This is a genomic window from Micromonospora sp. KC721 (assembly GCF_004348355.1).
Taxonomy (GTDB): domain Bacteria; phylum Actinomycetota; class Actinomycetes; order Mycobacteriales; family Micromonosporaceae; genus Micromonospora.
In genome coordinates this window covers 1-12,325 of record NZ_SMJY01000181.1, presented here as the reverse complement: position 1 = coordinate 12,325, position 12,325 = coordinate 1, and the positions used below count along the sequence as shown (strand labels likewise).

Annotated in this window: 9 protein-coding genes; 2 read left to right on the top strand and 7 right to left on the bottom strand. The window is 70.9% G+C overall.

The genetic code is table 11. The annotated features are described in order from the left end of the window. Both E1182_RS24370 and manD read left to right on the top strand, forming a co-directional pair. Window positions 1–353: cellulose-binding domain-containing protein (locus E1182_RS24370; RefSeq protein ID WP_207921497.1), on the top strand; the 353-nt coding region annotated here is incomplete at its 5' end. 68 nt (window positions 354–421) lie between these two features. After that, entirely contained in the window at window positions 422–1,630 is a 1,209-nt protein-coding gene (manD, locus tag E1182_RS24365; protein ID WP_132269359.1) for a D-mannonate dehydratase ManD, read from the top strand. A gap of 41 nt (window positions 1,631–1,671) precedes the next feature. On the opposite strand, the gene E1182_RS24360 is transcribed toward manD, so the two are convergent. From E1182_RS24360 to E1182_RS24330, 7 genes are all read right to left on the bottom strand, one after another. Next, window positions 1,672–3,780 (bottom strand): alpha-glucuronidase, encoded by a 2,109-nt coding sequence (locus tag E1182_RS24360; RefSeq protein ID WP_132269356.1) that lies wholly within the window; start codon window positions 3,778–3,780, stop codon window positions 1,672–1,674. Further along, window positions 3,773–4,465 carry a DUF624 domain-containing protein gene (locus E1182_RS24355; protein WP_132269354.1) on the bottom strand — a complete coding sequence of 231 codons (693 nt, stop codon included), beginning with the start codon at window positions 4,463–4,465 and terminating at the stop codon, window positions 3,773–3,775. Before E1182_RS24355 ends, E1182_RS24360 begins: the two co-directional genes overlap by 8 nt. After that, window positions 4,462–5,994, bottom strand: coding sequence for a xylan 1,4-beta-xylosidase (locus E1182_RS24350; protein ID WP_132269352.1), 1,533 nt, complete (start codon window positions 5,992–5,994; stop codon window positions 4,462–4,464). The genes E1182_RS24355 and E1182_RS24350 overlap by 4 nt, the downstream gene beginning before the upstream one ends. 63 nt (window positions 5,995–6,057) lie before the next feature. Then, on the bottom strand, window positions 6,058–7,689 hold the full coding sequence (locus tag E1182_RS24345) for an extracellular solute-binding protein (protein ID WP_132269349.1): 1,632 nt from the start codon (window positions 7,687–7,689) through the stop codon (window positions 6,058–6,060). Between the two features lie 48 nt (window positions 7,690–7,737). Continuing rightward, window positions 7,738–8,661: a carbohydrate ABC transporter permease gene (locus tag E1182_RS24340; protein WP_207921496.1), complete on the bottom strand. Its 924-nt coding sequence runs from the start codon at window positions 8,659–8,661 to the stop codon at window positions 7,738–7,740. After that, window positions 8,658–9,635: a sugar ABC transporter permease gene (locus E1182_RS24335; RefSeq protein ID WP_243706396.1), complete on the bottom strand. Its 978-nt coding sequence runs from the start codon at window positions 9,633–9,635 to the stop codon at window positions 8,658–8,660. Before E1182_RS24335 ends, E1182_RS24340 begins: the two co-directional genes overlap by 4 nt. A 10-nt stretch (window positions 9,636–9,645) precedes the next feature. Next, entirely contained in the window at window positions 9,646–12,039 is a 2,394-nt protein-coding gene (locus E1182_RS24330; protein ID WP_132269347.1) for a glycoside hydrolase family 3 N-terminal domain-containing protein, read from the bottom strand. Window positions 12,040–12,325: the final 286 nt, after the last annotated feature.

Sequence of the window (12,325 nt, the reverse complement as noted above, 5' to 3'; positions counted from 1 at the left end):
CCACCACCCCGCCGCCGACCGCCTCACCCACCGCCGCGCCGACGTGCCTGGTTTCCTGGACGGTCAACCAGTGGACCGGCGGGTTCACCGCCGAGGTGCGGGCCACCAACCGTGGGTCGGCGCTGACCGGATGGACGTTGACCTGGTCGTTCGGGGCCGGGCAGCGGGTCACCAACGCCTGGAACGCCCAGGTGAGCCAGGCGGGGACCGCGGTCACCGCCCGAAACGTCGCCTGGAACGCCGACCTCCCGCCAGGTGGCACGGTCAGCTTCGGTGTGCAGGGCAGCTACGGCACCAGCAACCCGCCGCCCACCGACTTCCGGCTCAACGGCGCCGCCTGCCAGACCGGCTAGCCAACGGCCAGAGGCGACCAGCCCTGATCGGCCGTGTCGTACCCGCCCTGGTGCTCCAAGGAGAACGCGTGAGAATCGTCGACGCGCGGGTCATCGTGACCTGTCCGGGACGCAACTTCGTCACCCTGAAGATCGTCACCGACGAGGGCGTCACCGGGGTCGGGGACGCCACCCTCAACGGCCGCGAACTGGCCGTCGCCTCGTACCTGCGCGACCATGTGGTGCCGCTGCTGATCGGCCGGGATCCGGCCCGGATCGAGGACACCTGGCAGTACCTCTACCAGGGGGCGTACTGGCGGCGTGGGCCGGTCACCATGAGCGCCGTCGCCGCCGTGGACACCGCGCTGTGGGACATCAAGGGCAAGGTCGCCGGCCTGCCGGTCTACCAACTGCTCGGCGGCCGGTCCCGCGACGGCGTCACCGTGTACGGCCACGCCAACGGCGAGACGATCGACGAGGTACTGACCGAGGTGGGCCGCTACCTCGACCTGGGCTACCGGGCGGTCCGGGTGCAGTGCGGCGTTCCCGGCCTGCCGAGGACATACGGGGTCAGCGCCGACAAGATGTTCTACGAGCCGGCCGACGCGGCCCTGCCCAGCGAGACCACCTGGTCCACCGAGCATTACCTGGCGCACGCGCCCACGGTGTTCGCCCGGGTCCGCGACGAGTTCGGCCCCACCGTGCGGCTACTGCACGACGTGCACCACCGGCTGACCCCGATCGAGGCGGCCCGGCTCGGCAAGAGCCTGGAACCGTACGCGCTGACCTGGATGGAGGATCCGGTCCCCGCGGACCTGCAGGAGGGGTTCCGGCTGATCCGGCAGCACACCACCACCCCGATCGCCGTCGGCGAGGTCTTCAACACGATCTTCGACGCCGCCCAGCTCATCCGGGAACAACTCATCGACTACATCCGCGCCACGGTGGTGCACGCCGGCGGCATCACCCACCTGCGCCGCATCTTCGACCTGGCGGCCCTGCACCAGGTGCGCAGCGGCTCGCACGGGGCCACCGACCTCTCCCCCGTCTGCATGTCCGCCGCGCTGCACCTGGACATCGCCATCCCGAACTTCGGGTTGCAGGAGTACATGCGGCACACCCCGGCCACCGACGAGGTGTTCCCCCACGGCTACCACTTCGCCGACGGCTACCTGCACCCGGCGGAGACGCCGGGCCTCGGGGTGGACATCGACGAGGAGGCAGCGGCCCGGTACCCGTATTCGCCGGCCTACCTGCCGGTGAACCGGTTGCAGGACGGCACCGTGCACCCGTGGTGAGCGCGTGACAACGCGCGGACCCGGCCGGAAAGCCGGTCGGGTCAGTGGATGCGGCGTCCCCGTGCGTCCGGCACCCCTGACTTACGGAAGAAGTACGTGTTGATCTGATCCCGCCACTCGACGGCACAGCGCAACTGCTCGTCGAGGCGCTCGGCGACCCGCTCGTACACCGTCGGGTCGATCACCCCGGACAGCCGCCGCCACCGCCGACGCATCTGCTCCACCTGCGCCACCCCGGCGAAGTGGGTGTCGTAGATGTGCTGCACCACGGTCACGCCGCTGTGCAGGACGTGCCCGTACGGGACATGGTGGAAGAAGAGCAGCAGCTCGTCCGGGCAGCGCTCGCGCGACTCGTACACCTGTGACCACGGCGGCGGATACTGCCCGGTGAAGCCGGTACCGGTGGCCCGGGTACGGTCCACGCCGACGCCGTCGCGGTCGGCGAAGTGGTAGGTGCCCCACGGCGTGTACTCGTAACCGTCGACGTCCGGGCCGTAGTGGTGCCCCGGGCGGACCATGAACCCGACACCCAGCGGGGCGGTGTAACGCTCGTAGGTGCGCCAGGAGTCGTCCAGCACCGCGTGCAGGGTCTCGCGCACCAGTGCCGGGTCGCCGGTGGTGGCCGGCGGGAAGGTCAACCCGATCCACTCGTCGAGGACCGCGACCGGGTCGAGGCCCGGATCCCAGGCGAGCCGGCCGAAGGCGTAGAGGTTGGCCTGGGCGAGGGGGTGGCCGGTCCAGAACGGGTCGTCGCCCACATTGGAGACCGCGACCAGGCCGCCGCCGGCCGCCAGGTCCGCCACGGTACGCCCGTCCGGACCCCACGGCCGGAACCTGAGCACCTCGCTCCACCACGGACCCAGGTAACAGGCGTGCCGCTGCTGGCCGGTGTACTCCTGGGTAACCTGCAACTCCACCGCCAGCCGGGTGGCCGGCATGGCGGCGAGCACCGGAGAGACCGGCTCGCGCGGCTGGAAGTCGATCGGACCATGCTTCACCTGCAGGATGACGTTGTCCCGGAACCGTCCGTCCAAGGGGGCGAAGTGGTCGTACGCGGCACGCGCCCGATCGGTGGAGCGGTCCCGCCAGTCCTGCTGGTGCTGGTAGACGAACGCCCGCCAGTGCACCACTCCCCCGTGCGGGGCGAGCGCCCCGGCGAGCAGGTTCGCGCCGTCGGCGTGGTCGCGACCGTACCCGAACGGGCCCGGCTGCCCCTCCGAGTCGGCCTTCACCAGATAGCCGCCGAAGTCCGGGATGTGGGCGTACACCCGCGCCGTGGCGCTCTCCCACCAGCGGCGCACCGCCTCGTCGAGCGGGTCGGCGGTGGGCAGCCCACCGAGGAGCACCGGGGCGGCGAAGGTCACCGACAGGTGCACCCGCACGCCGTACGGGCGCAGCACGTCGGCGATCCAGGCCACGTCGTCGAGCCGGTCAATGAGCAGCCGCGCCTCGGTGGCGTGCACGTTGACGTTGTTCACCGCGACCGCGTTGATTCCGCAGGCGGCCAGCAGCCGCCCGTACGCCCGCACCCGCTCCCGGTCCCGCAGCGCGACGCCGTCGCGCCAGAAGATCGAACCACCGGCGTAGCCCCGCTCCACCTGTCCCATCACCGGGTGCCGGGCCACGTTGTCCCAGTGGTCGAGCATCCGCCGGCGCAGCGCGGGCCGGTGCCGCCGAGTAGCCCGCACGTCCAGCGCGCCCGCGCCGAGCCGGACCAGGTGGAACAACCCGTACAGCAGCCCGGCCGGCGTGTCGGCCAGCACCACCGTCAGCCCGTCGGCCCGGGTCAGCAGGAACCCCTCGTCGTCGAGGGGTTCGCCGTCGTCGGCCCGCGCCGCCGGTGCCGGCAACGGTTCCGCGCCCCGCACCGCGAGAATCAGGTCGACGGCGTCGCCGGCCGGGCCGGAGGGCGACGGCGGCGCCCCGGCCCGGCCCGGCGGGGTGGAGGGACCGACACCCGACGCGACGCCGGATGGCGCCGGATGCCGGTCCCCCGTACGCCGGGCCTGCCCGCCGTGGGTCGCGCAGGCCCGGACGACCTCATCGAAGACGGTGTCCACGAGCAGGCCACCGCCGTGCACCAGCACGCGGCACCCACCCACCGTCGTGAACGCCGCCGGCGGCAGCCAGGCGGGGTGCGCGTCACTCACCGGTGAACTCCTCGCGCACCGTGTCGATCACCGGCTCGTTGATCCGCAGAAAGGCCAGCACCAACAGCGAGCCGAACAGCGCCAGCACCGCCTCCGAGAAGACCGCGGTGATCCCGGTCGCGGCGGCCAGCAGCAGCAGGTTGCCGACCGTGGTGCTCGGGGAACGCACCAGCAGGTGCGGCGCGAGCCGGAGGATGTCGCGGGTGCGGAAGGTGAACAGGGCGATGACCACCAGCGCCTGGGCCGTGCAGAGGGCCACCAGCGCGCCGACGCCGAGCAGCGGCACCGCCCACCAGGACGGCACCGCCGCCGCGTCGAGATGGGCGAGGTTCACCGCGATGACGGTCAGCCACAGCAGCGCGGGCGCCCAGATCCGCAGCACGCCCGCCAGGCTGGCCCGGTAGCCCCGCCAGAAGACCGCGGCGGGCCGCAGGTCCGTCAGGTCCGGGGGCTGGTGACGCAGGGCGTACAGAGCGGCGCAGACCGCCGGGCCGACCGGGAGCAGGCCGACCGCGACCAGCGGGAGGTTGCTGACGTCCCGGTCGAGCAGGAGCAGCGGGGCCAGGCCGGGCAGCGTGGTGACCAGCAGCAGCAGTTCGACGACGAGCAGGATGTGCACGTACGCGGCGACACGCGACAGCGGCCCGGTGCCGAACTGCCGCCAGGTCTGGCCGGCGTCGGTCATGCCTCCTCCTCCCGGCCGGGTCGGCCGAGCAGGCGGCCCTCGTCCCACCAGGGCGGGGTCTCGTCCACCACCGGGGTCAGCTCGACCAGGGTCACCTCGTGCCGGCCGAGGGTGAGGTCCAGCTCGACCCGGCCGGCGGTGACCGGCACCCCCCGGTGGCTGCGCTGCGGTTCGGCGGCCTCCCGCAGCGCGTCGAGCTGCCACGGCCGGGGCGAGCGGGGACGGCCCAGTTCCACCCAGGCGGCCCAGGCGTTGCCCGCCTCCTCACCGACCGAGGAGCGCAGCAGGAACGCCGAGGCGGTGCCGGGCGGGCCGAGCGGCACCGACAGTGCCAGGTCGTGCCGCTCCGGAGACCGGTCGAGGCCGGTGACGTCGACCGGGGCCCAGGCCAGCACGGCGACCCGACCGTCGGGATGCCGGGTGACCAGGTGGTCGGCGCCGCGCGCGAGCACCTCGTCACCGAGGCGCGCCATGAAGGCGTACAGGTGGTAGGTGGGTTTCTTGATCTGACGGTGGGTGAGCAGGCCGAACCCGCCGTGGAACAGCGCGGTCGGCACCCCCTCCTCCTCGAACATGTCGCTGAACGTCCAGTACGAGAAGGAGTCGACCAGGTCGCCGCCGGTGGCCAGCACGGGGGCGAGGTACGCCGCGTGGAAGGCGGTGTCGTGGATGGGGTTGTCCGGCCGGTAGGAGGAGTTGAACTCGGTGATGTGCACCGGCACTTCGGCCAGGGCGGTGCCGGCCAGCTGTTTGCGGGGGGCGGCGAACTGTTCCAGCAGGTGCGCGGCTTCAGCGAGGGTCTGGTGGGTGCCGAACGGCACGTGCTGGGCCGGACCGGAGGTGTAGGCGTGCCGGCTGACGAAATCCACCGGCACCCTGCGGTCGGTGACGAACTCGGCGAACGGGACCAGCCACTCGTCCGCGCCCGGGGAGATGGCCGGGCCGCCGACCTGGAGGGTGGCGTCGACCTCCTTGACCGCGTGCGCGGACACCTCGTACAGCCGGTGGTAGGCGTCCCGGTCGGCGCCGGCCCAGAAGGCGGTCAGGTTGGGTTCGTTCCACACCTCGATCGGCCACCCGCGCACCTCCGCCAGGCCGTACCGGTCGACCAGGTGGGCGACGGTGCTGCGGACCAGGTCGGCCCACTCCTGCCAGGAGCGCGGCGGGGTGACGTTGCCGCGCCACCAGAACACCGTCTGGTCGCCGGAGGCCAGCGCGGACGGCATGAAGCCCAGCTCGACGAAGGGCCGGATCCCGAGTTCGAGGTACGCGTCGACGACCTGGTCGACGTAGGTGAAGTTGTGGTGCACCCGGCGCACGCCCCGGTGCTGGTAGGGGCGGTGGACGCCCACGCCGTCGCTGAGCAGCCCGTGCCCACGGATGTGCCGGAAGCCGATGTCGCGCTGGAGCAGCGCCAGCGAGTCCTGGTAGTCGCGCCGCAGGGCCAGCTCGAAGCGGCCGGTGCCGACGCAGGTGCGCCAGGCGTCGGTCAGCCGGCCGACGGGCTGCTCGGCAACGGTGGTACGCATGCTCGTCCTCCGGTCGTCGCCGGGTGGGCCGGCCGGAGGGTGTCCCCCGGCCGGCCCCGCCGGTCAGCCGTTGCTCTTCTGGAACCGCTCGTACGCCTTGTTGACCATGTCCAGGTACTGCTCGGAGTTCTTGGCCTTCAGTTCACCGACGTAGGCGTCCCACTCGGTGAAGGGCCGCTGGCCGAGGATGAACTTCAGGCTGTTCTGGGTGACGTGGTCCTTGAGTGGGGTCTCCCAGAGCGACGCCTGCTCCCGCTCCTCGTCGGTCAGCGGGCGCGGCGGCGGCACCACGATCGGCGTGCGGGCGTTCATCACCTTCTGGAACTCCATCTCCTCCGGGGGGAAGAAGGACTGCACCAGGTCGAGCTTGCCGCCGTAGGCGAACACACCGTTGGCGAAGCCGAAGTCCTTCTGCAGGTGCTTGCTGCCGGTGGGGTTGAGCCCGACGATGGTGACGTCCGGCGTGGGGGCGCGCTTGCCGGCGGCGTCCTTGGTGTACGTGGTCCCCTCGACACCCCACTTGGCGAACTCCTGACCGGCGTCGGAGTAGTACAGCCAGTCGATGAACTGCATCATCGCCACGAAGTTCTTGCTCTCCCGGGCCTTTGAGGAGATCATCACGCCGCTCTCCAGGCGGGAGGCCGGGTTGATCTCACCGGCCGGACCGACCGGCAGCGGGATCTTGACCAGCTTCGCGTTCGGCTGGGTCTTCGCCAGGTCCGGCCGCAGTTCGTTGACCAGGGTCTGCGCGTTGGTGCTGATCACGAAGGACTTGCCGTTGGCGAGCTTCTGCCGGGCCGCGTCGTCGGTCTGGGTGAAGCTCTCCGGGTCCATCAGCTTCTCGGCGACGAGCTTGTTCAGGAACTGCAACATCTGCTTGTACTGCTCGCTGGCCCCGGTGTAGACGAACTTCTTCTCGCCCGGCGCCCAGGTGACGTGCTGGTAGCCCCAACCGCCGCTGGTGCCGTACGACGCGCCGAGGAAGTTCAGCAACGCGCCACCGGGGTTGGGCTTGTGCCACCGGTCGGAGAACGGGTACGTGTCCGGGTACCGTGCCTTCATCGCCTTGAGCACGGTGTACACGTCGTCCCAGGTCTTTGGCACCGTCAGGCCGAGCTGGTCGAGGATGTCGGCGCGCATCGCCAGCGAGTACTCGTGCCAGGGCTTCTCGTGCATGCCGGGCAGCACGTAGAACTTGCCGTCGGACTGCCGCAGCGTGTCGATCTCCGGTTGCATGCGCCACTTCTCGATCTTTTCCTTGAAGTGCGGCATGAGGTCCAGGTAGTCGCTGACCGGCAGGACCGCGCCGGAGGAGACGAAGGCGTTCTCCTGCCCGGGGTACGTCTTCGGGATGATCATCGGAGCGTCGCCGGCCCCGATGAGCAGGCTCCGCTTCTGCTCGTAGTCGCTGGCCGGCACGACCACGGGGTCGAGCTTCACGTTGGTCCGCTTGGTGATCTCCGACCAGAGCGGCCAGTCTTCCTTCAGCGGATAGAACGTGTGGTTGTTGTACAGGATGGAGAAGGAGACCGGCTCGGTGGCGGTGAACTGGTCGCCGACGCCGTACTCGGCCATCGCGCCGGCCCGGTTGCCGGAGAGGTCCTTGGCGGGCTCCTCCTCCGAGCAGGCCACGAGGGTGAGGGTGAGCAAACCGACCACGGCAGCCGCCGCGCGGCGCCAGGTCTTCCGGAACATGGCTCGTCCTTTCGGTTCGGATGGTGGGGTGGGAATAGAACCGATCGGCTATCCCTTGACCGCGCCGAGCATCACGCCGGACACGAAGTACCGCTGGATGAAGGGGTAGACCGCCAGGATGGGCAGGGTGGTGAGCACGATGGTCACCGACTGGATGGTGGCCGCCGCCTGGACCGCGTCGGCGTCGGCGACCCCGCCGGCCGACTGGGCCCCGGTGGCGCCGGCGATGAGGTTGCGCAGGTAGACCGTCACCGGGAACATGTCCTGCTGGTCCAGGTAGAGGAACGCGGTGAACCACGAGTTCCAGAAGGACACCGCGTAGAACAGCACCATCGTGGCGATGATCGCCTTCGACAGCGGCAGCACGATCCGCAGCAGGATGCCGTACGTGTTCAGGCCGTCGACGGCGGCGGCCTCCTCCAGCTCGGTCGGCAGGCTCTCGAAGAACGCCTTCATCACCAGCAGGTTGAACACGCTGATGGCGTTGGGCACCACCACCGCCCAGATGGTGTTCTTCATGCCGAGGCTGGTGATCAGCACGTAGTTCGGGATCAGGCCCCCGCCGAAGAACATGGTGAACACGGCTATCCCGGCGAGCACGCCCCGCCCCTTGAGCTGCGGCTTCGACAGCACGTACGCGTAACAGGTGGTGAGCACGAGCGCGATGGTGGTGGCCAGTACCGTGTAGACCACGGTGTTGCGGTAGTTCGTCCAGAACATCGCGTCGGACATGATCAACCGGTACGAGGTCAGGTCGAACCCGCGCGGCACCAGGGTCACCCTGCCCGCGATGATGTACGCCTCGTCGCTGAGCGAGCGGGCCACGATGTTGAGGAACGGGTACAACGTCACGACCACGACGCCGGTGAGGATCACCCCGTTGATCGCCTGGAAGACCCGGTATCCGCGGGTCGGCCGGATCCCCCGCCGCCGGGCGGTGGCCGGGCGCTGCGTGGCGTTCCCGACGGTCACCACAGGCTCGCCCCGACCGTGCGCCGCGAGATGGTGTTCGCGGTCAGCACCAGGACCAGCCCGATCACGGCCTCGAAGAGGCCGATCGCGGCGGCGTAGCTGAAGTTGCTGGACTCGAAGCCCATCCGGTACAGGTATGTGGAGATGACGTCGGCGGTCGGGTACGTCAACGGGTTGTACAGCAGCAGGATCTTCTCGAACCCCACCGCCATGAAGGTGCCGATGTTGAGGATCAGCAGTGTCACCATCGTCGGCCGGATGCCGGGCAGCGTGACGTGCCAGGTCTGCCGCCACCGGCCGGCCCCGTCGATGCGGGCCGCCTCGTACAGGTTGTCGTCGATGGTGGTGAGGGCGGCGAGGTAGAGGATGGTGCCCCAGCCGACCGTCTGCCAGACCTCGGAGGACACGTAGATGGTGCGGAACCACTCCGGCCGTTGCAGGAACGGCACCGGGTCGCCGCCGACGGCGCGGACCAGCTGGTTCACCGTCCCGTCCACCGACACCATCTGCATGACCATCGCCGCCACGATCACGATCGACAGGAAGTGCGGCAGGTAGGACACCGACTGCACGAACCGCTTGAGCCTGCGGGCCCGCACCTCGTTGAGCAGCAACGCCAGCACGATCGGAAGCGGAAAGCAGAACAGCAGGGTCAGCGTCCCCAGCACCAGCGTGTTGGTGAACACCTCCCAGAATGTCGGGTCGGTGAAGAACATCCGGAAGTACCGCAGGCCGACCCAGTACTCGCCGAAGATGCTGCCGCCGGGCTTGAACCGGCGGAAGGCGATCACGTTGCCGATCATCGGCAGGTAACGGAAGACCAGGAAGAACAGCAGTGGCAGGACGGCAAGGGAGTAGAGCTGCCAGTCCCGGCGCAGGGCCCGCCGCCAACTGCGCCGGGCACGCGGTGCGCGGGTGGTCGGCGTCGTGGGGCTGTCCCGGGCCCGCGGCGGCCGTAGGGTTTGCGGTGTCATCCTCGGCCTCCTATGCCGCCGCGGTCACGACGGCCTCGATCCAGGCCGAACTCAGCAGTTCCCGCTGGTGACCGATCGGGCGCTCGGTGCCGGTCAGCCGCATCGGCACGGTCGCCGCCACCTCGCTGCTCGACCGGCCGAACCGCAGTTCGACCTCGCCGGGCTCGACGATGCGCCGGCCGGCCCGGCCGGTGAACGACGCGACGTCGGCCGGCACGTCGAATGTCACGTGCGCCGCCGCGCCGGGCTCCAGCGGCACCCGGGCGTAACCGACCAGCCGTACGACCGGTCGGGTGACCTGCGCGACCGGGTCGTGCAGGTAGAGCTGGACCACCTCGGTGCCGGCGCGCGGTCCGGTGTTGCGGACGGTGATCCGGACCGTCACCTCGCCGTCGACCGGCCACTCCGCCGGCGCGCCGGAGCCGGCGTGCAGGTCACCGACGGGTCCCAGCACGCACGCGTCGGACCAGTCGAAGGTGGTGTAGCTCAGCCCGTGGCCGAACGGGTACGCCGGGGTGGGATCGACCGACGACACCTGCGTGCGCCGCGCCAGCGGCGGTGACAGGTAGGTGGCCGGCAGACCGCCGGCGTCGCGCGGCACGCTCACCGGCAGCCGACCCGACGGGTTCACCGCTCCGGTGAGCACCTCGGCGAGTGCCTGCCCGCCACGCTGACCGAGGAAGAACGCCTGCACGATCGCGGCCGCGGCGTCGAACTCGGAACCCAGCGCGTAGGGCCGCCCGGCCATCAGCACCAGGACGACGGGGGTGCCGGTGGCGAGCACGGCCCGCGCCAGGTCGGCCTGTACGCCGGGCAGCCGCAGGTCGGACACGTCGCAGCCCTCGCCGGAGGTGCCGCGGCCGAACATGCCCGCCCGGTCGCCGAGGGCGAGGACGCACACGTCGGCGTCGGTGGCCGCCGTGACAGCCGCCGCGATACCGGCGGTGTCCTCGCCGGTGATGGCGCAGCCGGTCTCGTGTACGACGCCCGGGACCAGGCGGGTCAGTTCGTCGCGGAGCGAGGGGATGTCCAGCCCGAGCCCGTGTTCGGGGTGCTGGACGCCGACGTGGTTGGGGAAGGCGTAACAGCCCAGCAACGCCAGCGGATCGTCGGCGACCGGGCCCACCAGCGCGACCCGGCGACCGGCGGGCAGCGGCAGCACCCCGTCGTTGCGCAGCAGCACGACGGACTCCCGGGCCAGGCGTACGGCCAGCTCCTGGCTGGCCGGGTCGTCGAGACGCAAGCCCTGCACGTCCTCCGGCAGCGCCCGCCAGTCCTCGTCGAGCAGGCCCAGTTCGATCTTCTGGGTCAGCACCCGGCGCAGCGCCCGGTCGACCAGCGCCTCGTCGACCTCGCCGGCGCGGACCGCGGCCACCAGCGGGGCACCGAAGGTGTCCACCGTGGGCAGCTCGACGTCGATGCCGGCCCGCAGGGCGAGTTCGGCGGCCTGCGCCGCCCCGTCGGCGACACCGTGCAGGGTCTGCAGGAACCGGACCGCGAAGTAGTCGGCGACCACCGTGCCGGTGAAGCCCCACTCGTCGCGCAGCAACCCGGTCAGCAGCCCCTCGTCGGCGGCGGCGGGCAGACCGTCGATCTCGGCGTACGAGTTCATCACCGAGCGGGCACCGCCCAGCCGCAGGGCCATCTCGAACGGCGGGAGAATGACGTCGGCGAGTTCCCGGGGGCCCATCGACACCGGGGCGAGGTTGCGTCCGCCCCGGGAGGCGGAGTAGCCGGCGAAGTGCTTGAGCGTGGCGACGACGCCGGCCCGTTCCAGGCCCCGCACGTACGCCGCACCGACGGTGCCGACCAGGTACGGGTCCTCGCCGATGGTCTCCTCGGTCCGCCCCCACCGGTAGTCACGGGTCACGTCGAGCACCGGGGCGAGGCCCTGGTGCACCCCGGCGGCGCGCATCGACCGGCCGATCCGGCCGGCGATCGTCTCGACCAGCTCCGGGTCGAAGGAGGCGCCCCAGCTCAGCGGGGCCGGGTACACGGTGGCCTGCCAGGCGGCGAACCCGGTGAGGCACTCCTCGTGCACCTGGGCCGGGATCCCGAATCGGCTCGCCGCCACGATCTGCTCCTGGGAGGCGGCCAGGGAGCGGGCGCCGAGGACCGGGTCGACCGGCGCGGTGCCGAACGGCCGGGTCAGCTGGCCCAGCCCGTGTCGGATGATGGTGCTCCACGACGGCGAGCCGTCGATCATCTCGGTCTGGTACGGGGCGACGCCCTCCCCGGAGCCGTCGGCGCCCACCCAGACGCCGACGAGTTGGGCGATCTTCTCCTCCAGGGACATCAGTGGCACGAGCGCCTCGGCCCGCTCGGTCGGTGACAACCGCGCGTCGCGCCACGCGACGGTTTCCCGGCTCGCCGGTCCGGTGTCGACGGGCGACTGACCTCTCATGCCGAACCCCTTAGCAGCGCTGACCTGGCCCGCCGCCCTGGTCACGGGCCGGGACGACAGCGACGACGGAATCCGAAAGTTTCGGAAATGGTGCCGCTCGCTTTCGGCAACCTATGGCCATCGATCGAGGCGTGTCAAGGGATCCCAACAGCGCATGCCACCGTCCCGTGGCCCCCCGCAGCCGCGCCGGGAACAACGACGCCCGCCGGACAAACCCCTGGCCTTCCGGCACCGACGTGCTACAGTCCCCGAAACTTTCGGCCTTGTTGGCGACGACGTGCGCAGG